The organism is Bacterioplanes sanyensis, assembly GCF_014652515.1.
GTDB lineage: Bacteria > Pseudomonadota > Gammaproteobacteria > Pseudomonadales > Oceanobacteraceae > Bacterioplanes > Bacterioplanes sanyensis.
In genome coordinates this window covers 498815-523749 of sequence record NZ_BMYY01000002.1, presented here as the reverse complement: position 1 = coordinate 523749, position 24935 = coordinate 498815, and the positions used below count along the sequence as shown (strand labels likewise).

Sequence of the window (24935 nt, the reverse complement as noted above, 5' to 3'; positions counted from 1 at the left end):
CTAATGTGTTTCACATTTTCAGTTTCATTGTTCCAGATTCAATAAAGGGAGCCGCATCGCTCCCTTTTTAGCCTCGATCTTAGCGTTTCCTTTAAGCGCCTCCGAGTAATTCGGTGCTCACTCCATAGTTGGCGTTCTCTAACGCCCCCAGCAGGGCACAGGTAGCAGGCCTATATAACGTCGTTGGCGATGTTGAAAAAGGCTAGCCATATACTGCCATCACCACCTTGTTTTGAACGCCTGCCGCACTCGCGCAGAGCTGTGCAAAATTAGTCAGATAAGCCTTATTCTCTTCCGGCATTCAGTACATCAAACTGCTGCTTAATAAAGTCTTGCGTGGTATTGAGCTTTTGAATGATGGAGTCGTTATACAGAAACTGTGACTTCAGCCTGGCTTCCATGGCAGAGATACGGCTATCCAGATCACTGCGGTCGGTGGCGATATCTTCCTTGTCTTGCTCTAGGCCACGCTGGCGCACGCCTAATAGGCTGTTCTCCCCATTCAAAAAGGCGCTCAGCGTGTCTTTTAACTGATCAGCAAAACCCGATACATAAGAAACGCTGCCGCGATCGCCGATATCACCACCCGTCACCTTCAGACGAATACCAGACGCCGCATCTATTTCACCCTGACGATCAGTACCGACTTCGCCATCACCGATGCCTTTGACGAAGCCAAATGCATTGGCTGCCTCGTTAGAAACTTCTGTGATTTCTACTTTCGAATCTGCCCCCGTCGAGTTGGAGATAATGCCAAATTTCTGATGCGCAAAAGAGGCTGGATCATCTGTGTACTCGACTTTTACCGATACGTCTGCTTGCTTAAACGCCGCCGTATCATTAATGGCCGTTTGCAATGCTTGCGCCAAGGTGGCACCACTGTTGTAAACCGCTGGTTGATTGAGTGTTACCTCGGCTTCCACGCCATCGATACTGACGCTAAAGGTATTGTTGCTACTGTCGACCACTAGCGGGGTAGAAAAATCGACGGCACTGCCAAGGTAAAAGCCTGGTTTGGCTTTAACATTGCCGTCTTGCGCACGTAAAAACTGGCCATTCCCAGAGGCTTCCACGCCGTTGATGGTGCCCGCTACGTCCTTGCCGGTGGGAATCGGCTGGCTGTAAACACTGGCATCTTGCAGGCCCAAAAAGGCCACTGCCTCAGCATCCAGATCGGTGAAGCCGATCTCTGTGCCTTGCCCACCGATGGCAATATTGAGTGAGCCCAAATCGCTGTCAGCGTCGTAGTCGTAGCCGACTTCGACATCTAGGTCGTAGCCAAAACTCTTACCAGAGGCCATCCCCAGTGCGTCGTAGCCATTGCTGACCGTTTCAGCACTAAGACCGAGGGCCGATACCGCTGTGCCGCCGAGGTTTTTAATCTCCAAACTGGCGTTGGCACCAAAGGTGGCCGCGGTTTTTACCCCATCTTTAGACTGAGTTTCAAAAAACAACTGACCGGAACCATCCACCTTGGCGACCACATCACCAGCGGCAAACTGCCCAGTCGCAGTAAGCGCCGAGTCCAATGCCTGTTGAATAACCGTGAGGTTAGACTCGGCATTGCCACTGCCCACCGTGCCATTGCCATTAACATCAACATCAATATCAACGCCGTCGACCTCCAAAGTAAAGGTCGCATTTTGCCCCGCCGCGCTAAAGTCGTAGCCGCTGGAGATATCGCCAAAAACACTGGAGGTAGCGCCTTTACCATCATTGAGCACTTCGATGTATTCATCGGTGCCTGTTGCCACTGTGGTCAGTTTCAGGCCCGAACCATCCATAGAAGCCGTTACCACACCAGCGCCATAGGCAGCGTCCAGTGCCGCTTGAATGTCAGCAACGTTATCGCCCGAGTCGGTATTGACCAGCACATCGCGCTCAACACCCGAAACATTCAAGCGAAAGCCGGCATTACTGCTGGCAAAATCGATATTGGTGCTGATATCCCGACTGCCGGCCGCCGTTTCGGCACCGCTCACCACGCCAGCAAAATTTGGATCGGTATCCATGCGGGTTTGAATGGCTGTTTGCAAAGCGGTGGCTAGATCATTGCCCGTGGCATAGGTGCCCGCTGGCAGCGCCACCTTAGTGCTGGTGCCAATGCCGTCCACTTGCACGTTAAACTCCACCGCATCGCCAAAGGTCACGCCAGGGTCTTTACCGTTGGTTTGGGCACCTTGCGTTGCATCTAGGCCGAGTTTTTCATCGCTGGCCGTGCCACCGACGGCGGTAATTTCAATGCTGCGGGCACTGCCCTCGGCCACGGTTTCAAACTGTAGGTAGCCTTCATCATTAAACTTAGCCACCACCTGACCATTCAGTGAGGTGGCATCGATCGCGGTTTGAATCGCTTGCAAGCTGTCTTTGCGATCACCAAACACACCGTCGTTGTTTAAGTCTTGGCCGCTGGCATCTTGGGTGACGGTTACCGCCACAGCCGGATTACCATCGACGGCTAAAGAAAAGCTGGCGTTATTGGCACTAAAGTCGATGCCATCATCTGCCGCCACAACCCGACTGCCAATTTGAGTAATGGCACCACGACCGCTGAAGGCTTCCGCATTTAACGTGGTGAGTTCAACACCCTGGTAGGTACCCTGCCCCCGCAAGCTAAAGCCTAACGTATTAGCCGTGTTCACATCCGTCGCCGTGATATAGACCTGTGAGCTTGAGCCATATTTATTGGATGTAATGCTAAAATTTTGCTCACTGGCGTTGTATTCCACCGTCACGTTAGCGGCGGCTTGCAGCAATGTTTCATTGGAGTTGATTTGCAACGCTAATTGAGCCGCCAGCTCATCACCTGATGCATATGAGCCTTGAGTCAACTCAATGCTGGCGTTGGTGCCATTCACATTAATGCCAAAGGTATTATTGCTGTCATCAATGACCACAGGGCTAGAGAAATCCAATGAGGCCAAACTGCCAGACGTATATTTAGCCTGAGTGGCCAACTGAGTAATATTGACGTCATACTCACCTGGCTGGGTATTAATGGAGTCGTTCATGTAGGTGATCTGGCTGTCACTGGAGGTGCCACTTTTCGCCAAAATGCCAATCACAGACTCACGTTCTTCACGCACGGCTTTATTAAATTGCAGTTGATCAAATTCGAGCAAATAATCATTAAAACGATCGGTATTAATACCCAGCTCGGTCAGCGACCGGTATTTAGTGCCATTTAATCCTTCGATCGGCTGGCTAATCATTGAGCGAATTTGGTCCTGAATATTGCGCATGGTCGAGTCACCTAGCAATAGTCCAGCCTGCTGCAAGTCGGCATCATAGCCAGACAAATCATCAACAAACTTTTTCAGCTCGTTATAAGAGGTGACAAAATTTTGTAGGTTTTCTGCCATCAAATCCGTGTCCGGCGATACACTAATCGTGACCGTATTACCCACATCGGCGCCCTGTAAATTCAGAGTCACACCACTGATGACTTCGTCAATGGTATTGGTGCTGCGAGTGATATTAAGACCGTTAATTTGTAGCTGCGCATCCTGGCCTTTTTCTGTCAGCGACATATTGCCCGCGGAGTTTTGGCTCTCGCTGTACGCCAGTGCTCCTAATCCACCCGACAGCAGGTTGCCATCACTGTCTTGTGCCTGAATACGCATGCCATTTTCAGCGCCGGTTTCCTGCGAGGTCATCAACAGGCGATAGCCACTGCCATCATTAATAATACTGGCGGTCACTCCCATATTGGCGTTGTTGATGGCATCGCGTACGCCGCTGAGAGTGCGATTGGATTCATCAATGGTAATGGTTTTAGACGGCCGATCGCCGTTGATCTCTTGGCTGACAAAATTGTCGCTACCGTCATAAGTGATTTCGCCAAAGGAAAACACTAACTCACCGGTGCCAATAATTTCGTCAAAGCTGGAAAATGTCGAAGACGCTAGGGAGTGCGATTTAGCCGTGTTAATGACTTCAACATTATAACTGCCAGGCGCCGCGGTGATGCCCGATGTCGCTGTTACCAGCGATTCATTGGAGGATGTCGTTTTGGTCGCACCAGCCAACGATGGGCTCGATAACGCCAGCACACTGCTTTGCAGCGTTGACATCATCGATTGGATTTCACCATATGCCGTGATTTTGGCATCGACTAGCTCCTCACGCCGGTCGAGGCGCAAGCTGGTCGCTTCTTTTTCAGCATTGACGATTTGTTCGACCAAATCTGTAGTCAAAACACCTGAGCCAAGCCCTAATGATTGAATCGATGCCATGTTTAACCTCCTCGCAGCACGGCTAAGCTGACGTGCCAAGACGAACAAACCCCATACAAGCGTTATCGGCCTGCATGGGGTTCGCTTGAGGGTTGCTTGCACAACCCATTGCTGTTGCTACGCGTATCAGACCTGAGCGCTGAATAACAAAGATGGCTCCTCATCATTCAACTTTCGCGCCAGCTCCAAAGCCAACTCACTGGGTATTTGTCGAATCAGCTCCGACGACTGTGAGTCGTACACCCGAATGATGGTTTTGCCGCTGTCCTCGTCTAGCTGAAAGTCTAGTGTACGCTCCGATTGCTGCACATATTCATTAATCCGGGAAACGGCATCCTGCACTTGTTCCTTGCTCAGCGCTTCCACTTTGTCGCCCTCGGGCGGTAAAGTTTTGCCGCTTTTGCCGGTTTCTTCGGCTCTGGTACGAATGCCACTGCTGACGGTCGTATCCCGGATGACTGAAGGTGACACAGCGCCTTTGTCGTAACTGTTCAAGTTCAGATCGCTCATACATCACCTCTCTGGTTATCAGTTAAGCAACCCGAGGGAGGCTGCCCTCCCCCTTAGGCTGGCTGTTATCCCAGAAGAGACAGGACCTGCTGACCAGCAGCATTGGCCTGTGCCAGTACCGAAATACCGGCCTGCTGCAGTACCTGGGTACGTGACAGCTCAGCGGTTTCAGCCGCAAAGTCAGCATCTTGAATCCGCGAGTTTGCGGCGTTCAAGTTTTCTGATGTGACCTGCAGGTTACTCACGGTGGACTCGAGACGGTTTTGAATCGCACCCAAGTCAGCCCGCTGACTGGCCACCTGTGAAATCGCATTGTCGATTGAAGTAATCGCCGCTTGTGCGCCTTCAAAGGTCGAAATGTCGATATCGGTCAGGAAGGTGCCGTCAACCGCGCCACCGAAGCTGCCTTCCGATAAGCCCAAGGCATCCAGTTCATCGGCACCGGCAGAGCCAGAGCTGATGGTGAACTCGCCAGCAGAGTCGAGGCGAACGGTGCTGTAAGTAGTCTCATAGGTCAGACTCTCAGCACTGACACCTGTATTGGTCGCGGCACGGGCGTCACCAAAAGTGGACTCGCCGATACCATCCACTGCGGCATCCAAACCGAACAGCGCACCAATGGAAGAGTCGGATCCTGACTCGTCATTGATCGCCACTGAGATGTTACGACCATCTTCGGCATTCAGCGTCAGTGACACACCGTTATCTGTGGCGGTGGTGCCGGTACGGCCAGAGACTGAGTTAATAATGCTCAGAGCATCGGCCTTGGCACGGTCGGTATCAATGTTGCCGGAACCATCGTCTTGCAGCGTCACAGTACCTGCTGAGTAGCCATTGATATAAATCTCGGCGGAATCACCAATTTCGAAGGCAGAGGTATCGGCATTAGTGCCGTCACCGCCTACGACCTCAGTAGCATTCACCGTGGCACGCACACCGGTTTCATCGGCTACATCGTTGATGGCTGCAGCAATGGCAATGCCGGATTTCTCTTTCGAGCTGGAGAGAATCTTAGTGCCATCAGATGCTTCCACCGCAGAGGCTTTGTCCGCTTCGATCTTGGCAGAGCCGATACTCACGCCATTGATCAGAATGTCACCGTCATCCAGGCCGTTCACACCGGCAAACTCAGTACTGCTGGAGTTACCTGCGTACAGCTCGCCACCGACATCGGCATCGGCAATGGATACGGAGACCGCACGGCCAGTCTCAGATGAGTAACGTAACTCACCAGACAGTTGCTGCTGTACCGACCCCACCAGATCACCGGTAGTTTTCTGCTGCAGCGAGCGGCCTTCACCGTCGACTGCAATACCTACTTGGCTACCTGAGTAGTTGCGTATATTCAGCACCAGCTCGCCATCAGCGTTCATGCTGGCCGATACGTCCATATTCTGAGCACTGAAGTCCGCTCCGTTAATAGCGTCCGCCAACTCGTTTAGCTCAACCGTGCCATCGGCATCGCCATCGCTGGCCGCTATACCGACCCCGGAAGCACCGCCTGCAGTCACGTCTGCACCGGTGCCGATGAATAAGGTATCCCCCACTTCAAGATTGGTAGCATCAAAGGTGAGAGAAATCTCTTCGAAGGCATTGATATCAGCGTCGATTGAATTGAGCTGTGTCACTATGTCGCTCACCGTGGCACCACTCTTGACCGTAGAGGAGCCAACCGAAACGCCCTCAATGGCAACGTTGATTTCATTGGTACCTGTAGTACTCAGGGCAGTATTACCAGCATCAGAACCCACAAAGGTTTTACCGGAATAGAGCTCGCCACTAGAGGCAGCACCAGCCGTCGACTCAGTGAAGGCCAACGACACTTTGTTACTACCGCTAGAAGTGGTAAAGGCCAACTGGCCTACCAAAACGGAACCTGTGACAGAGCCTGAAGGTATAGCGTAAGCACCACCAGCAGAGGCAATTAAGCCTGCACCCGTCGATGTGTTGACCTCAATATTTCCTGAGGAGCGGTTATCGATGGTGATTGAAATGGCGCTTTTATCAAAGTTAAGCTCTGCTGTTACAGTAATGTCTGCACCAAAATCGGTGTTATTGATAGCATTAGTAAGGTACTGATTACGCTCTGACGCTTGGTCGTAATCTGCCAACGCATCATCAGTGAGAGCGATCGACTGACCAGCCAGCGACAGCGTACCGCCACCAGTAGCTGTCGTAAAGTCAGTGATAGTAAACTGAATGCGCTCAAACGCATTAACACCATCGACACCATTTAAAGCTGACGCAGCCTGATAAACCTCGGTACCTGTGGCAAAAGTCAGCATGGTATCTGTTGTGCCGCCACTGGCACTCTCCACCGTCACCGCAAGATTCTGCAGCGATCCAATAGTACCACCTGCCGTGGTCGCAGCCGAAGCGGCAGTATAAATTGTATTTGCCAGCGACCCACCAGTAACCAAGCTGGCATTGTCATTCTGATCCGCTAATGCATTCGATAAACTACCACCAGTAACGGTAGTGGCAGTGAGATTACTGCTCTCTTCACGCGATACAGTGGTCGCCGTACCGCGCTCATAGGTGCCTGCAACCAGACCTGAATTGTCCAGGTCGCCATTACCTGTACCGTTACCACCGGCGATTTCAATTGTTCCTACATCACCATCGGCCACCAGGGTATAACCACCCTCATAAGTGCCGGCGCCGTTAAAGGCCAAGCCGGTAGCGTCGGCGACGTTGCCAGAGGTGAGCGAACCACCAAAGTTGCCGAAAGATATTTCGACATTACGTCCGTCCTCAGCCACCAGCTGAACACCACCAGAGTCGGTATTGGTGTTGATGGCACGCACGCCGGTTTGATCGGCTACTGCATTCACTGCCTCAGCCACGGCGGCACGGGTTTGCACGGTACTGCTGGTGGTCGACAGGTCTATGTCCACACCGTTTAGAGTGAGCGTAGTAGTACCAGCAATGGCCTCCATTTCTGAACCAGATACGACGTTTTTATCAACCGAGGCGGTCACACCGGTTTGATCAGAGAACTGATTAATGGCAGCAACTTTAGCGATGGCCGATGCCGCCGCATTGCTGGTAGAAGCAGTGTCGTCGCCCGCTTTAGAGGCGGCAATAGCAACGCCGTTAATAACTAAGTCACCGTTTTCCAACGCCTGGTCACTGCCAATGGCACTGATACCTGCGGTACGAGCCGAACCGAGCTTGTCGGCGGTCAGCTCAGCGATGGTGACATCCACTGTTTGACCGGCGTTGGCACCGATTTGGAAAGTGGCTGAGAAAGAGCCGTCCAGCAGTTTACGACCGTTAAAGTCAGTTTCGTCAGCGGTACGTGAAATCTCTGCCACCAGCTGATCCACCTCAGCTTGCAGTGCTTCACGGTCAACGTCAGAGTTGGTTGCGTTCGCAGATTGCACGGCCAGTTCGCGGACACGCTGTAAGTTTTCGTTGATGGAACCCAAGGCACCTTCAGCGGTTTGTGCCAGCGCAATGCCATCACCAGCGTTACGAACCGCCACGTTCAGACCTTTGATCTGAGACGTGAAACGCGTGGAAATTGCCAAACCGGCAGCGTCGTCTTTGGCGCTGTTAATGCGAAGACCAGACGACAGGCGTTGCAGCGCCTGCTGGTTGGCAGACTGAGATTTGTCCAAGTTACGCTGAGCGTTAATGGACGCGATGTTGGTATTAATAATTTGAGGCATGGTATGTCTCCTTAACCTTCTAAGGGAGCTACCACCATCGCGAATGGTTTTGGCAGCGCTCCGCCTGACTGTGTCATTAGGGTTAGCGGCAGTGTTCAGAAATGCTTTAGGGGAGCGTTGATAAAAAATTGTACGATGGGACATCGGCCCACCGGTATGAACCTTGCATACTATGAATGAAACTAGGTTAGGGGGATGTATGATCGAGACAGCACTGCGCAAAGCAAAGGCACGCGAGCAAAAAAACTTACAGTTCTTTGAGCGACAGATGCCTGACGTTTACAGGCAACTGTCAACTTGTGAGCTCCAACCTTCCTTGGTGATCGATCCAACGACTGGCCGAATAGGACTCCCTCAAAGCGACTCCAATGTAGATTTATACGGCGGAAGGGCACCCGAATATGCACTTGAGGAGGTAGAAAGATTTAACCAGAAAGTAGAATCACAGCCATACCACAACGTTAACATGCCCAACTACCTTCCTCATCTAATACAAGACCGAGCATTTGAGCCCGTCATCTCTCACTTACGGCAGCACCGATTAAAGGCATCAGAGCAACGCGTGTCGAACCTTGACCTAGTAGTCTTTGGGGTTGGCTTAGGCTATCACATTGAAATTCTGGCCAATCAAAAAAAGTACCGCAGCATCACTGTGGTAGAACAGGATATCACCCGACTGAAAGCCTCCTTATATTGTATTGACTGGCAAGATATTCTTACATCACTAAGTAACGGCTACTTTTTGTCGATCATTACCAAGTCACCGGGGGAAAAAGGAGCACAAATTTACACACATGATTTACGTGTCCAGTGTGTTGAACTTTTCCCCTCACTTAGCTCATCAACCATCAGATACACACATACGCCTGATTCAGACAAGTACCAAGCCGAGAAGAAATTGCTCGAAGAGTACTCTAGTTTTGTTGGCATTGCTTACGAAAAGGTCGGACCGGACACTCAACGTATACTTAACTCCTTGGAGAATAGCCGACGCGGCATCAAGATTCTTAACATGGAAGCTTCAAAAATAACCGATGGCAAGCCCATAGCCATTGTAGGCGCCGGACCTTCTCTAGACATTTATATAGACGCACTAAAAAAACATCGAGACAACCTCTTTATCATTACTGCAGGTAGCGGCTTATCTTCACTGTTAGCATCAGGGATACGCCCTGATGCACACTTGGAGTTAGAATACCAAGTGCTTGCTGCAGACTTACTCCAACACATTAATGAACAATACAACCTCAGTGATATAACCCTACTGACTACCATTGAAGGCGCTCCTGGCTTTGTTGAATTATTTAATAATGTATATGCATTCATCCCCGAATCATCACCTATAGCTACACTTTACAGTGACGAAAACATTCTACGTGAGGGTGGAATAAACTGTGCTAATGGAGCACTGGCAGTTGCCGCCAGATTGACCAAGGCTGACATCTATCTATTTGGAATTGATTACGCATTCACAAACAATGAACATCACTCTTCTGGCAACATATCTCAACACAAGAATCTACCGAAAAAACTTTCCTCACTTAGAGCATCAACAGCACGACACAACCTCCGAGTACAGTCCACTCAGGGCGACATCATTGGCACAAAGTCAGCACTAAATGCAGCCAGGCTAGTCATGGAAGAATCAACAAAAACCATTAACAACAACATATACAACTGTTCACACGGGGCCGCAATAGAAGGAACCACCTACACTTCGACAACAGATATAGAGAGCAAAATTCTAAAACCAGAAGAAACACAAAAAAGCATTACCTACACCTCTGCAAAATACGAAGACACTCTTATTTTCATCAAATCCAGCTTTGACAACGCATTTAAGATAAGCAATGCGTTAACAGAACCCTTAAGCAACTACTCAAACAAAAAAGAACAAATATTTAGAATATTTAGAATACTAAGGGAAATCAAGGACCTATGCAAAGACTCCCCATCTATAAAACATTGCACCATGGGCATCAACCGACTCCCACTCCTTCTTCTATACAACTGCCTTAATATCCTAAATGAAGAGGATGCCCAAAAAGCCAATAACTTATGGCTAACGGAATACAAGAAATACACAAAAAAAATACAAAGAAAAATATACAAATTAATAGACGGGGAAAAACACTTAGCAACAGAAGAGTGGACATCCAAGAACTACTTCTAGCGGTCAAAACCTAGAAGTACTTCGCCAATAAATAATCAATAAAAACCGAGTAAATATGACAAAAACAAAATGACATCAACCTCCAAGCAAGGCCAATCCACTTGAGATAGACACAAGTGAGAAAAGCCTCCAATGCTGACACAATAGTTGACACAGAAGGTAAGAGACTAATGGCCTATGCGCACACTGATCAGAGGTGTAGCTCACAAGAAATCGTGGACTGATTAACATTGAGAGCTCTGATGACCTCCGGTTGGCTCACCACTGTTTTAATGTGACGATAAATCTGGCATTGTAGCCTGCATGCTAGTAGTTAATGTTGCCTCTTCGTATTTTACCTCTTGTCGGAGAAAAGGTGAGAGCATATCTTCAGAGAACCCGCTCTTCTACCCAGGCTCAGATAATGCGCTTCGGAGTTGAATCGACGCCGAGAGGAGAAGAGGCCCAGCAAGCCAACCAACTGTGGTCTCAGGACAACCATTCCTACCTGAGCATCATTAAACAGGAGCTTTTCCGCCACCTGGATGGCAACGATCACTATGTTGACGCAGAATGGACCACATTAAATCATTGAGGAACAGGCCATGTCTTATAAAACTGAGCAGGAAGAGTTTTGGTCCAGTGACTTTGGAAATGACTACATCAATCGGAACAATAGCGATACATTGCGACAGTCCTATCGCCATCAGTTCCAAGAAATTCTCCAGCACATAGCGCCCCCTGACAGCATCACAGAATTTGGGCCTAATGTTGGCAACAACCTAGATGCGCTACACCAGCTACTCCCAGAGTGCCAACTAACAGGCATCGAAATCAATCCGAATGCAGCTAACGTGCTCAAAGAAAAAGGCATTTGTCGAGTTATTAACGAATCCGTGCTCGACTACCAGCCGGATCACACGGCGGACTTGGTCTTTACCTCAGGTGTGCTTATTCATATTAATCCAGACCACCTAACAGACTTCTATCAGAAGCTTTACGACACCAGTCGTCAGTACATTTTATTGATTGAGTACTACAACCCGACCCCGGTCAGCATCGACTATCGAGGTCATACAGGCAAGCTGTTCAAACGCGATTTCGCCGGTGAAATGTTGGATCAATTTTCTCAGCTACAACTCATTCACTATGGCTTCTTTTATGACCGAGATTCACGCTACCCGACTGGTGCTAATACCAACTGGTTTTTGCTCAAAAAACAGTAGAGTCAGCTCCAAACACAGAAAAATGAGAGCATTGTGAACGTACTGCTTTTAGGTTACGAACCTCATGAAACAAGAATTGCAGCCGAGCTACAAAAACAAGGCTGCAATCTCGAACATAGCTCGGCTCCAGTGGGGAACATTCAAGCTGACCTCGCCGTGAGCTTTGGCTATCGCCATATAATTCGCCCGCAAATTCTCGACAGCGCATCTTGCCCGGTGGTGAATTTGCATATTTCTTATTTGCCTTACAACCGTGGTGCACACCCCAACTTCTGGTCATTCTATGATGGCACTCCCTCAGGTGTAAGCATTCATCTGATCGATCAGGGCATTGATACCGGCCCAATACTCCATCAAAGAAAACTAACGTTTAATCCGACGAATATGACATTCAGTCAAACCTACCAACAACTGCTGAATGAAGTGCAGCAGCTATTTATTGACAACATTGAATCTATTTTAAGCAAGAATTGGCAGCTGCATGACCAAGCAGCCAGCGGCACGGTTCATTACCTAGCAGATTTACCGAGTGATTTTTCTGGTTGGGATAGCAACATCGCCGCAGAGATTCAACGTCTGAAGTCAAACCGAGGGAGCATACTATGAAGCCGATCATGATTGCAGGCCGGGAAATCTCAGATCAGCAGCCGCCCTACATTATTGCCGAACTGTCTGCTAACCATAATGGCGACATAGACCGCGCTTTAAAAACCATTGATGCCGCACAGCAAGCCGGTGTCAGCGCCATTAAGATTCAGAGCTATACACCCGATACCATGACTCTGAACTCTGACAAACCCGACTTTATAATTCATGACGGCTTATGGGCTGGACGTAGCCTATATGACCTATACGGAGAAGCCTACACACCCTTCGAGTGGCATCAAAAGCTGTTTGATTACGCACGCCAACGCGGCATCACCTTGTTCTCCTCACCCTTCGATGAAACAGCGGTTGAGTTATTAGCATCACTCGACGCACCTGCTTATAAAGTGGCCTCATTTGAACTCACCGATTTGCCATTGATTCGCTGCATCGCCGAACAAGACAAACCTATGATCATGTCAACTGGGATGGCCACCCTCGAAGAAGTGGGTGATGCATTAGAGACGGCCAAAAAATTCGGTAGTGGTGATGTGATTTTGCTGCATTGCATCAGCAGTTATCCTGCACCGCTCAGTCAAGCCAACTTGCGACGAATTACACGGCTGCAGCAAGAGTTTAATGTTCATGTGGGCCTTTCCGATCACACACTAGGCAATACAGCGAGTATTTTAGCTACCGCTTTAGGTGCCAGCGTGATTGAAAAACACTTTACCCTCGACCGTTCAGACGGCGGTGTCGATAGCACCTTTTCGCTGGAACCTAGCGAAATGTCCGATTTAGTAGCGGCCACATCGACAGCACATGGCGCGATGGGAGACCAAAGTTTTGATCGCTCAGCCTGTGAGCAACAGAATACGATATTTAGACGCTCACTGTATTTTGTTCAAGACCTGGCGGCAGGTGAAATCATCCAAAGTCACCACATCAGACGTATCCGACCGGGTTTCGGCCTCGCCCCTAAATACTTAGATCAAATAATTGGTCAGCGGCTTTTGCACAGCGTAGAGCGTGGAGACCGAGTGGAATGGCAATGTGTTCGCAGCGACGATAACGCATGAAAGCGGTCATCATTCTGGCCCATTGGATGGATCAACAAGGCCACTTAGACCAAGAGACACAAGACCGGATTCGCTTGGCTTATGACCAGTTCCACCAGATCAAAGCAGATTTTTTTGTTACCACAGGTTGGAACTATCGTGACGACACTCCTCTGTGCCTAGGAAATCAGGTCGCCGAAGTGCTGATACAAGACTATGGCATAAGCAGACAAAACATCCTCACCGACAACCACGCCAGAGATACCGTCGGAGATGCCTACTTTATTCGCAAGAATATTTTATCTGCGTATGACGTTCGTAACGTGGTAGTCGTAACGTCAGACTATCACGCCAACCGAGCCGGCTTAATTTTTCGAACGCTTTTACCCAAGAACATTGATGTGGACGTTTGCAGCGCCCAAAGCGCACACCTACATGATCCAGCCACAATCCAGCACGAACAACAGTCTACCCAGGCATTCATTGACACATTTAGAGGCACAGATACTGGCAGTGAAAGCTCGATTTACAACACCCTCAGACACCGCCACCCTTTCTACAATGGTGAAGTATTTGCGTTAATATGAGCGCTTCATGTGACGGGCTACTGCTTCCGCGATAACGAGATCAAGCTCGGTATCAATATCCACCGCTCGCTCTCGAGGCATAACATGCGTTTTAAGCTTTTCAGGGTACAGCGTAGGGTGCTGCATAAAAGCTTTACACCAAACCCCATATAAACTGCCGTTGCTGACATGCATTGCCGGTATGTGATCGGAACGCTGTGCAACCCAATCGGGAAATACCGGTACGGCAAACCCCTGCTCATCGTATTTCAGTGCTTGGTGAACATAGTTGCTGTATTCACTTACTCCCATAGCAACATCACAGTCACCCTGATCCAATAAGTTAACAACCGCTTGCACGTCCTCAACCTTACGCAAAGGCGATGCCGCGTATAAAATCACCATTTGCTGCCAGTGAGGCTCACGTTGTAAAAACTCCCGGCACACTTCAATCACAGTATTGCTATCGCCCGCCAAATCATCGCGTCGGTTATCGACGCGTGCACCGGCCTGTGCAGCAATATTGGCAATTTCTTCATCTTCGGTAGAGACCACCACATCATCAAACAAGCCGCTGTTCGTTGCTACATCCACGCTGTGCACCAGCATTGGCTTGCCGCAAAATGGCAAGATATTTTTTCGTGGTAACCGTTTAGAACCACCACGAGCTGGAATAAAAGCAATACGCTTCATGCTAAGTTCAAGTGTGACAAGTTTAATTGTGTGCCCGCAGGCAAATCCTGCTTAATAGTGGCTTGATAAAAGCGTTCGTATTCCTGCGGCGACAAACCAAACCCGGGCCGACGAAACTCGACTCTGGCCTGCGACAGTGGTTGCCCAGCGTTGACAGGATCAAGCAAATAAACACTACGTCGAATGGCTTGGCGTTTTTCCAGTTCAGCCGCCGTCATAATACGACGTGGCTGCCCCATGGCGGTTTCCACATCTCGAATGGTTTGAATGAACTGGCAAACCTCTTGTGGTTCCAGCGACATGGTGTGCTCAACACTGCGCGTCATACGATCTAATGTGATCGTTTTTTCTAACAGATCGGCGCCCATCGCCAGTGCCGCAATGTCCATTTCCCAACCCGGTGTATGATCGGAGTACGCAGCGGGGCACTGGAACACTTGCTTAATGGTACGCAATAATTTCAGGTTAATACTATCCAGCCGGGCGGGATAACCAGACGGGCAGTTGTGTACTATGACATTGTGGTTGCCTTCAGTGCGCAGCACATCAATGGCCGTTTCTATTTCGCCCAATGTGGCATTACCAGTATCCAGCTGAATGCAGGCACCGGTACGCGCTAGCTGACGCAAGAAAGGCGTATGGTTAACGTCCGCTGATGCGACCTTCAGTGATGGCAGCTGCATTTTTTCGATCATGCTGAAGTAACTGTCATCGGATACTGTGGCAAAAAACAGCAGCCCCAGCTGGTCACAATAATCCTTTAACTGCCACCATTCGGTTTCTGGCAATGCTCGTCGACTGAGAATGTCGTATAGAGGTTCGGTGACGGTTTCTGTCGTACCAGATTCTCTGTCGATAAGAACATCGTAACTGAAGGGCAAGGTTTTATCGGCGACCAAACGATCTGGGTCAAAAATCTGAAATTTCACCGCATCTGCGCCGCACTCCGCCGCCACTTCAACCAGCTTTTTAGCCGACGCTAAGCCGTCGTGCGTGGGGCCGGCTTCTAACGTTATAAAGCACGGCTGCCCATCACCAATTTTACGTTCAGCAATCACGGCGGGTTCTATTGCTTCCATCATTTAGGAATACTCCTTTAATACATGATCGAGTTGCGCCACCACCCTATCCAAATCGGCCTGATCGAGCTGCACGTGCAAAGGCAATGTCAGGCACTGTTGATAATATTTTTCACAACCAGGCAACACGGCCTGAGGTAAATGAGGATGACGATAAAGCGGGATGTAGTGTACCTGGACGCCAATGTCCGCTTGGCGCACTGCTCGAAAAACCTGCTTTCTGGGTGCACCCTCTGGTAGGCGCACCACATACAAGTGGTAGCTGCTGAGGCGACTTTGCTTCAGTGGCATCAGGGAAGAATCAGCAAAGCACTGATCATAATACGCAGCCAAGGCACGACGCTTGGTTAGCCAGCCATCCAGTTTATGTAACTGACTCAAACCTAACGCCGCATGAATATCACTCATACGATAATTAGGCGCGGCCGCTTGCGACAGGTAGAACCAATCACCATCAATCGCATGGCCTTGAGCCAGCAGTTCATCGGGGTCACGCACAACGTTATGGCTGGTGAAACGTCGCATACGCATGGCAACGTCGCCCTGTTGAGTCACAGCACAGCCACCTTCACCTGAGGTAATCATTTTCACAGGATGAAAGCTAAAAACCGCCACGTCGCTATAGCAGCAGGCACCGACTTTAGCACCGTCGTGTTCTGCTCCCAGTGCATGACTGGCATCTTCAATAATGCGACAACCGCTGGCTTTTACTAGGCCAGCAATATTCTTCATATCACAGGAGTTACCAGCAAAATGCACCACAATTAAGTGGGTGGGCCAGTGTTCTTGTGCGGTATTATCCAGTTTATGTTGCAGAGTCTGTGGTGTGATATTGCCGGTCTCAGGATCAATATCGATGAGATCTACTTTGGCACCTAGCAGCAACGCACAGTTGGCACTGGCAACAAAAGTATTGGCACTGACCCAAACACGCGACTGTGCATTTACCTCTAAAGCTGCGCAGGCAGCATGCAAGGCAGAGGTTGCACTGTTGGCACAGACGGCATGCGCAGCGCCTACGTAATCTGCCAGTGCCTTTTCAAAACGGGGCACCATAGGGCCTTGGGTGAGGAAGTCGGACTGCAGTACCTCAACGACAGCGTCGATGTCCTGCTGATCAATACAGTGGCGGCCATAATTCATTCTTGCTCTGCCACCGCCAATAGCTGCTGGGTTTCTGCCACCGATAAAAACCAAGGATTGCTACCTGAATCATAGCTAAAGCCCTGGGAAACAGGTTTGCCAGCCTCCCCTACAGCGTTGGTTAAATAATCCATATCGCCGTCATAAAAGCGAATCGCGGGCGAAATGACGAAATGGTCGTCGAACTCAATGGTACGGTAGCTATCGTCCATCGGACACATGGTTTCATGCAGCTTTTCGCCTGGGCGAATACCGATTTCATGCATATCGATCCCAGGGGCGATGGCTTGTGCTAAGTCCGTCATGGTGACCGATGGAATTTTAGGCACAAAAATTTCGCCGCCACGCATACGTGAAAAGTTGCGAATAACAAAGTCTACGCCTTGCTGCAACGTGATCCAAAAGCGCGTCATCCGCAAATCGGTAATGGGCAAACTATCGCTGCCATCCGCTATCAGTTTGCGGAAAAAAGGCACCACAGAACCGCGCGACCCCACCACATTGCCATAGCGTACTACGGCAAAGCGGGGAATTTCGTTGCCGACCATGTTGTTTGCCGCCACGAACAGCTTGTCTGAGCACAACTTGGTGGCGCCATACAGGTTAACCGGATTGGCGGCTTTGTCGGTAGATAACGCAATTACTTTTTTGACGCCATGATCGATGGCTGCGCGAATCACATTTTCGGCACCATCAATATTGGTACGAATGCATTCCGTCGGGTTGTACTCAGCAGCGGGGACCTGCTTCATCGCTGCAGCATGAATAACGTAGTCAACGCCCTTCATGGCTTGCATCATGCGCTCTTTATCACGGACATCGCCAATAAAGTAGCGCATGCAGCTGTGATTATATTCTTGCTGCATTTCAAACTGTTTGAGCTCATCGCGAGAGAACACAATGATCTTCTTAGGCTGATACTGTTGCAGCAGAGTTTTGACGTAGCGCTTGCCAAAAGAGCCTGTGCCACCCGTTATAAGAATCGTCTGACCATCAAACATGGCCTTCTCCCCGTCAGAATCACGTCACTTGGGCTAGTTTCCCCAGCCTTCTTCTAACCTACTGCAAAACTTGGTCCATTTATAGCTGGTTGAATAAGGATAGACGCGAGATGGTGGTGTAGCTTTGCTGTGCTGCCTCCAGCAAGAAGGTTTGCTGCGATAAACGGCTCACGGCTTCAGCAAAATCGACATCCGACAGCTTCGAGAGCACCTCGCGGCTAACAATGCGTACATCGGCGGACAGATTTTTGGTGTTTTCCACAGTGTTCAAACGCGCACCAATGTCACTGCGCACCTCAGAAATCGAGGTCTGCGCTGCCGCCAGATTGTTCAGGGTGTCTTCAATCAGGATGTCCAGAGTAGCGGAGTCCTCAGGGTTATCGGCCAGTGTGTTAAGGCCCTCTGTTAAGCGGAAAACAGTATCCGTAATGCTTTGCTTGGGAGACGAGTTGATCAACACTTCATCGCCTGATTTAGGTTGGCCAAGGATTTTAAACTCAACCCCAGCTGCCACTATGCTATTACCATCGCCATAAGGCTGGTTGGCCTTGCCTTCAACAATGCGATTATCTGACGCACGACGAATGGTGTAATTCGGGCCAGGTGGCGATACCGCCGATTCCGGATTAAAGGTCACGATCAAATCATCCGGGTAGAACTCGGCATAGTCGTCTTCTTTGACCACAAAGCCGGCACTCACCTGCACATCACCGGTATTCAATGGATTCACTGAGGTGGTAAAGGAGTTTTTTACCGCCGGAATATCAACAAATAGCTTTTTGCCGGTATCGCCGGTAGCGACCGTGGTTGAAGCACCAATAGCAAGAAAGCGTTGGCCTTCATCACCTTGGTACTCATAGCGCCCAGATGGCCCTGGCTGAAATGGCGGCTCTTTGCCTTTAAAACCAGCAAAAATATGCTCGCCGTTGGGATCACGAGTATTAAACAAATCCACCAAGCTGTTTTGAATTTGCGACACCTCGGCGGCAATATACTGGCGATCTTCCAGCGTTAATGCACCGCCACCGGCTTTGACCGTCAGCTCCTGCAAGCGCGTCATCTGCTCGGTTACGGAGCTGAGAGTGGCCTCCTCCAGCTTTAGGCGATTTTCTGCTGCTGTGATGTTGCGGTCGTATTGATCACGCTGCGCTAGATCTTGTTGCAGCTGTAAAATTTTGGTGGCCGCAATGGGATCATCGGCGGGTGTTAATACCTTGCGGCCAGTCGAGACTTGCTGCTGGGTTTTGTTAACCGCGGCCTGATTATCCATGATCTGATTTAGGCCGGTGGTAAAAATCTGTTGTGTTGAAATTCTCATAGCCCATGCCTCATAGCGATTGCGCTAAGCTCTGCCAAAATCATCGGAAGGTGCCAATTAAGGTATCAAATATTTGCTGTGCTACCTGAATGACCTGCGCCGAAGCGTTGTAGGCCAGCTCATGCTTAATCAATGCGGCGGCCTCCTCATCCAAGTTCACACCCGAGGTGCTGTATACGGCATCAGCGGAGTTGCGTAATAACACCTCACTGGAATCGCGATTGATTTGCGCACGGCTGGTGACCGAACCAATTTTTTCCACCAAACGAGCGTAGGACTCGCTGTAGCTGGTATTGCCGCCTACGGTATCCTCAGTTTGCAAGGCCGCCAAAGAAATGCCGTTGCGGCTGTCAGAAGTACCGTCCTGATTGAAGTTCACGGTAAACTCATCACCTGCCGCCACCAGCCCGCTAATTTCGATATCAAAGCCAAAATGAACGTCTTCTCCAACCGGTTGCTCTGGGAACAGGTTATTACCCGGCGGTGCAATTTCCATACTGTAATTAGGGTCGGCGATGACTTTAACCTGACCACCCATGGTGATTTTGCTAGAACCATTAACGCCGGTACCGTTCACTTCTAGCCGTGGCTGAAAGTTGATCTGGCCACGTTCATTAATGGCCACATCCAAATTACCAGAAAAGCTAAAACCGGCGTTTTCTAATTGTTCACGAATGCCGTCGAGTACTTCCTCACCTGTATCGTAGGTGCCGGTCATTTCGATATTGAAGGTACCTTGGCCGGGCACATCAAACTCGTAGGTATAGGGACCACCGTCGGAGAAATCGTAGCCGTCATACTCCGACAGTTGAATGGCCGGTGACGGGCCTGTTTCTCGCAACATGATGTCTTGGCCATTACTAACCGAAAAACCGTCACCCGGATCGCCCGACACTTCAAAACTCAAGTCCTCCCCGTTGAGTGCAATCACAGTCACTTTGGCGCCATCACTGCGTGCCACAATGCCCATGTCCTGAAAATCACGATTGGCATTGATGCGGTCGGCAATAAAGTTGGGGGTAATCGGGTCGGGCACGACATCCGGATAATCAGGATCGTATTTGCTCTGATTGGGGCCTAAAGTGTCCGTCAGCTCGATGCCGTTTAGCGACACCCCCATATTTAAAAATGGATCACTTTCATCGACGGTAAAGTCACTGAGTTCTACTGTGGTTCTGGCCACGGCCTCAACCCCATCACGCTTCGACAATGACGCTGCAATTTCTTTAGCAGATGCTTGATAAGGCGTGGTCAACGTCGGCTGAGTAAACTCTTTGCCCGTTTCAGGGTTCGTGAACTTGATTTTTATGCGCTCAGGGAAAAAACCATTGCCAGGCTCTTCGATTGCTGCCGGTGGCGGTGCCTGATAAGTTGGTGCCGCCGGCAAGTAGCCGCCGAAACTGGTGAAGGCGGTTTTGCCTTCATCACCAGGCAGAATATTATTGCTAATGCCAGGCGTATACACCTGGTTCATTAGTGGTGGAAACAGCGGGATCGGGTTACCAGGGTCGGTATTGTCCAGCACATCGTAGCGATTGGGTGAGGTAAAACGAATCAGAATTGGCGGGTCTAGCTCACCCTCTTTCGATAAATACGGCGTGGTGATGTCATACACTTCACCCTGAGAAATTTGCCCGCTACCATTATTGCCAATCGCGGCATCCGTGCTGATGGGAGACGCCAACGCCACCTGCTCGGCGCGGGTTATGTTGACCCCGACATTGGCCGACTCATTGCGCGTTGGCTGTACCAGAAAGTCGTCTCCCTGCTGAAAGCTCCCCCCTTCAAACCGGATTTCAAAGCCATCAACCTCAATGGAGTCCGGATAGGCGCCACTCAAAGCGGCGGTTTTGAGTAGCTCGCCATCGCTTTGGCGAATCACCCGGTAGGTATAATCATCCGGGCCTGGAAACTCGATTTTATAATCACTGTCGGTTAACTGGCCGGCATCTTTAATATGTACAGAAATCAAACGGTCATCTGGGTCTGCATTGTTGCGATCACCCAACACCCGCTGATAAGTTTTCTCCGGTTCGTTAATACTGTCAAAAAATAGATCACCTTTTAAACCATCATAATCAATGCCCAGCTTGTGCTGATCATTAAAGGTTTGGCTGATAACCAAGGCCAAACGCCCTAGACCATTGACGGTTGGGTCTAATATTTGGCGGCGAAACTCCAACGTACCGCCCAACTGGCCGCCAACAATTTGGCTGGTAATATTTTGAACGCTGTCACCATTGCGAAAGTATAAATCGCTACGCGATGGATCTTGAGCGCCTTGATCGGTAAACAACTCGTTATAATCGTTGCCAATAACCAGCGACTGACCATTACCAATGGCGACGTTAACCACCGAGTCATCTTGCTCACTGACGGTTACTTCCACCAATTCCGATAAATCTTTTAATAACTTATCGCGCTGATCGAGCATATCACTCGGCTCTTGTCCCTGGGCCGAGGCGGTGGCGAACTGAATTTGCTCGTTCAACTCCGCAATGGACTTGGCAATGGTGGTGATCTGCCCAGCAATCACCTCCATCTGACCGTTAATCACATCATTTTGCTCAACCAACCGATCATTGATGGCAGAAAAACGATCTGCCAAACCATTGGCCTCACTGATAAGCACCTCACGCGCCGGTAGCGACGATGGATCATCCACCGTCGACTGCAGCGCACCAAACATACGCTCAAGGCCAGGTTGAACCCCAGTACCAGGATCAGCCAGCAAGCTATTAATTTGCTCGGCATTGGTGGCCAAGGTATCGAACGAGTTAAATGTGGATGTATCACGCCTAAGCTGCTCGACTAAAAATTCATCGTAAACGCGGCGTACCGATTGAATCGACACTCCGGCACCAATCCAGTTGCCGGCCTGAAAATCTGGGCGGTTCTCGGTAAAGTTAATTTCTTGGCGACTGTAGCCTTCGGTGCCCGCATTGGTAATGTTATGACCCACCACACTGAGTGCGGCCTGCTGGGCTTTCAGGCCAGAAATACCAATACTTAAAATATCAGCCATTGTCGGCCTCCAGAGACTTCAGTGCTTGCTGCAGCAAGTCACCATTTGAAATACGCTGAATTTTGTCACCGTAGGCAGGGTCGGTGGCGTAGCCGGCACGTTGCAAAGCATGGCCGTAGTCATTGCCATCTAGCCCTTGATTAATCGCCTGCTGATAGCGCTGATTCTGTTGCAAAAAGGCGGCGTAATCTTCTAAGCCGTGTTGCAACGAGGCATAGGCACGAAACTGCGCTTTTTCTTTCACTGCCACGCCATCACGGTATTCATGAGTGGTGACTTCCACTGACGGCCCAGACCAACGCTGATCGGCCTTGATGCCAAAAAAGTTATAACTATTACGGCCGGCTCCATCGGTAATCATGTGACGCCCCCATCCTGTCTCTAGCGCCGCTTGAGCCACAATGGCACGCACATCCACACCCAGCTGTTCAGCCACCGGTTTGGCCGCGGGGTAAACAGCGGCAACAAACGCCTCAGCAGAGGCAAACTGTTGCCCCTTGCCACCTTCTCCCTGAGCAACATCAGAGGCGGCTTGTGGCTCAGCTTGCTCAGGGGTGTCCATCAATATTTGCTCAACATCCGCCATCGCCTGGCGCAGCTGCGGTGTGGGTTTGTTAATTAGGCGATCGCTCAGCTTGCTGTGGTCCAACGCTTGTGGCGCCTGTTGCTCGCCATAACTACTGAGCAGTTGGCGATGAATCACCGAGGCCAACCCCATTCCTTGGCCACTCGACAGCGTTAGCCCCAGTTGTTGGTCGTACATTTGCTGATAAAAACCTGATTCAGGTGAACTGAACAGCGAGTCTTCTTTAAATACGTCATTGGCTTGGCGCATGGACGACAACATCATATTGACGAACATCGACTCGAACTGTTTGGCAACCTCCATTAAGGCCGCGCTTTGATCTTCTTTGCCCAGTTTGCGAATGCCCTGTAGAGCATTGAGATCGGTATAGACCTGGCCGGGCGATGAGTTTGCCTGAATCATAAAATTCACCTCTAAGGGTGAATAAGCAAGGAGTTTGCCAACACCGGAGCACGTCTGAACAACTGTGCGCGAGTACAGCAGACTTTTAAAACAAGGCGTATAGACAGGGCTTTCAACGTCGCCAATGACGCTATGGGGAGCTGCGGGGGGAGCCAGATAACTACAGATCTGCGGGGCCGATTCTGGCTCTACAGCGGCAAACCGGCTCCATGATCTGAAACCCTTGGGTGATCCAGAGCGGACACCAAATTATTCAGACATGCCCAAGGATTTTTAATTACGCGAAATCGACTGATAAGCCGAGACTTTTTTCTTGCCACGCTCGTGACTGCTCAGCTCATGCTGCTCCTGCTCTAATTGCGTTAACAGCTGTTGCTCTTGCTGTAATAATTGCTCAAGAAATTGCTGCTGCTCGTTGGTTAAGGTCATCAAGTCGTTCACTTCAGCAAACCACTGCCGCAGCAACGCATTGCGCTCGTCAATGCGCTCGGGCACACCGTCCTTTACGCCTTGACGCACCAGTGACTGAACTTCTAGTGATAAGAGCTTGATACGCTCAAATAGATCCTGACTCATATAACGATTAACTCCGCTTTTAAGGCACCGGCTTGCTTCATGGCCTCAAGTATTGCCATTAAATCCCCTGGTGCGGCACCCACTTCGTTGACGGCTTTGACGATGCTATCTAAAGATATGCTTGGGCCAAATTTAAACATGCGACTATCGCCGCCATCGTCTACCTGAATGTTGGTTTGCGGTACCACCACGGTTTCACCATCGGCCAGCGGGTTAGGCTGCGATACTTCAAAATCTTCAGTAATAGTGACAGATAAATTGCCGTGGGTAACGGCGACTGGCTCAATCATCACGTTTTGCCCCATCACAATGGTGCCAGTGCGTGAGTTAATAATAACCTTGGCACGCTCTTTACCGGTTTCAATTTCTAGGTTTTCTATCACCGACAAATACGCCACGCGCTGGCTTGTATCGCGCGGTGCGCTGACGCGAATGGAAGTAGCATCCAACGCTTCTGCTGTGCCTGGGCCTAATAAATCATTGATGCTCTCAACCATTGAGCGGGCGGTGGTAAAGTCTGGCCGATCAAGATTAAAAATTAAACTATCGCCGCGGGCAAAACTACTCGGTGCCGTGCGTTCTACCGAGGCTCCATTGGGAATGCGCCCAACACTGGGCACATTTACAGTAATGCTGGAGCCATCGTTACCTTCGGCGCCAAAACCACCCACCACTAGGTTGCCCTGAGCCACAGCATAAACCTGATTATCAGCACCTTTTAGGGCAGTAAACAATAACGATCCACCACGCAGGCTACTGGCATTACCCAACGACGACACCGTGACATCAATACGCTGGCCAGGTTTGGCAAACGGCGGCAGCTCACCCGTAACCGACACAGCGGCTACGTTCTTCAATTTAGGATCTACGCCTGCTGGCAGCGTAATACCAAACTGATTCATCATGTTGGTAAAAGTCTGTGTGGTAAATGGCGCTTTGTCACCCGTGCCATCCAACCCCACGACCAAGCCATAGCCAATCAACTGATTGCTGCGCACACCGGCGATGGAAGTAATGTCTTTGATGCGCTCCGCCTGCACCGGCGTAACTGATAAAGCCAAGCACAGCATCACGGTTAACGCTTTCCACCATATCATGATCGTGTT

General features: G+C 50.0%; 17 protein-coding genes. 5 read left to right on the top strand and 12 right to left on the bottom strand.

Features of this window, described 5'->3' with window-relative positions; genetic code table 11:
* Positions 1–284: 284 nt before the first annotated feature.
* From fliD to IE090_RS05440, 3 genes are all read right to left on the bottom strand, one after another.
* Positions 285–4235, bottom strand: a complete 3951-nt coding sequence (fliD, locus tag IE090_RS05450) for a flagellar filament capping protein FliD (protein ID WP_189387332.1) — start codon at positions 4233–4235, stop codon at positions 285–287.
* Positions 4236–4361: 126 nt separating this feature from the next.
* The gene (locus IE090_RS05445; RefSeq protein WP_189387331.1) at positions 4362–4745 is read right to left on the bottom strand and encodes a flagellar protein FlaG; all 384 of its coding nucleotides are present in this window, start codon (positions 4743–4745) and stop codon (positions 4362–4364) included.
* 65 nt (positions 4746–4810) lie between these two features.
* Entirely contained in the window at positions 4811–8419 is a 3609-nt protein-coding gene (locus IE090_RS05440; protein ID WP_189387330.1) for a flagellin N-terminal helical domain-containing protein, read from the bottom strand.
* Between the two features lie 199 nt (positions 8420–8618).
* On the opposite strand from IE090_RS05440, the gene IE090_RS05435 reads away from it, so the two are divergent.
* From IE090_RS05435 to IE090_RS05415, 5 genes are all read left to right on the top strand, one after another.
* Positions 8619–10592 (top strand): motility associated factor glycosyltransferase family protein, encoded by a 1974-nt coding sequence (locus tag IE090_RS05435; protein ID WP_189387329.1) that lies wholly within the window; start codon positions 8619–8621, stop codon positions 10590–10592.
* Positions 10593–11176: 584 nt separating this feature from the next.
* A complete protein-coding gene (locus IE090_RS05430) occupies positions 11177–11797 on the top strand; it encodes a pseudaminic acid biosynthesis-associated methylase (RefSeq protein WP_189387328.1) in 621 nt (206 codons plus the stop codon).
* A gap of 33 nt (positions 11798–11830) precedes the next feature.
* Positions 11831–12403, top strand: a complete 573-nt coding sequence (locus IE090_RS05425) for a formyltransferase family protein (protein WP_229815486.1) — start codon at positions 11831–11833, stop codon at positions 12401–12403.
* Positions 12400–13461, top strand: a complete 1062-nt coding sequence (pseI, locus tag IE090_RS05420; RefSeq protein ID WP_189387327.1) for a pseudaminic acid synthase — start codon at positions 12400–12402, stop codon at positions 13459–13461. The genes IE090_RS05425 and pseI overlap by 4 nt, the downstream gene beginning before the upstream one ends.
* Positions 13458–14027 (top strand): YdcF family protein, encoded by a 570-nt coding sequence (locus tag IE090_RS05415; RefSeq protein ID WP_189387326.1) that lies wholly within the window; start codon positions 13458–13460, stop codon positions 14025–14027. Before pseI ends, IE090_RS05415 begins: the two co-directional genes overlap by 4 nt.
* On the opposite strand, the gene IE090_RS05410 is transcribed toward IE090_RS05415, so the two are convergent.
* From IE090_RS05410 to IE090_RS05370, 9 genes are all read right to left on the bottom strand, one after another.
* Positions 14019–14699, bottom strand: a complete 681-nt coding sequence (locus tag IE090_RS05410) for an acylneuraminate cytidylyltransferase family protein (RefSeq protein ID WP_189387325.1) — start codon at positions 14697–14699, stop codon at positions 14019–14021. The genes IE090_RS05415 and IE090_RS05410 overlap by 9 nt on opposite strands.
* The gene (locus IE090_RS05405; RefSeq protein WP_229815484.1) at positions 14696–15781 is read right to left on the bottom strand and encodes an N-acetylneuraminate synthase family protein; all 1086 of its coding nucleotides are present in this window, start codon (positions 15779–15781) and stop codon (positions 14696–14698) included. Before IE090_RS05405 ends, IE090_RS05410 begins: the two co-directional genes overlap by 4 nt.
* Positions 15782–16921 (bottom strand): UDP-4-amino-4,6-dideoxy-N-acetyl-beta-L-altrosamine transaminase, encoded by a 1140-nt coding sequence (gene pseC / locus IE090_RS05400; RefSeq protein ID WP_189387324.1) that lies wholly within the window; start codon positions 16919–16921, stop codon positions 15782–15784.
* Positions 16918–17922 carry a UDP-N-acetylglucosamine 4,6-dehydratase (inverting) gene (gene pseB / locus IE090_RS05395; RefSeq protein ID WP_189387323.1) on the bottom strand — a complete coding sequence of 335 codons (1005 nt, stop codon included), beginning with the start codon at positions 17920–17922 and terminating at the stop codon, positions 16918–16920. Before pseB ends, pseC begins: the two co-directional genes overlap by 4 nt.
* 79 nt (positions 17923–18001) lie before the next feature.
* The gene (gene flgL / locus IE090_RS05390) at positions 18002–19240 is read right to left on the bottom strand and encodes a flagellar hook-associated protein FlgL (protein WP_189387322.1); all 1239 of its coding nucleotides are present in this window, start codon (positions 19238–19240) and stop codon (positions 18002–18004) included.
* A gap of 40 nt (positions 19241–19280) precedes the next feature.
* Positions 19281–22265, bottom strand: a complete 2985-nt coding sequence (flgK, locus tag IE090_RS05385; protein WP_189387321.1) for a flagellar hook-associated protein FlgK — start codon at positions 22263–22265, stop codon at positions 19281–19283.
* Entirely contained in the window at positions 22258–23253 is a 996-nt protein-coding gene (gene flgJ, locus IE090_RS05380) for a flagellar assembly peptidoglycan hydrolase FlgJ (RefSeq protein ID WP_189387320.1), read from the bottom strand. The genes flgK and flgJ overlap by 8 nt, the downstream gene beginning before the upstream one ends.
* Positions 23254–23526: 273 nt before the next feature.
* The gene (locus IE090_RS05375; protein WP_189387319.1) at positions 23527–23829 is read right to left on the bottom strand and encodes a hypothetical protein; all 303 of its coding nucleotides are present in this window, start codon (positions 23827–23829) and stop codon (positions 23527–23529) included.
* Positions 23826–24926 (bottom strand): flagellar basal body P-ring protein FlgI, encoded by a 1101-nt coding sequence (locus IE090_RS05370; protein WP_189387318.1) that lies wholly within the window; start codon positions 24924–24926, stop codon positions 23826–23828. The genes IE090_RS05375 and IE090_RS05370 overlap by 4 nt, the downstream gene beginning before the upstream one ends.
* Positions 24927–24935: the final 9 nt, after the last annotated feature.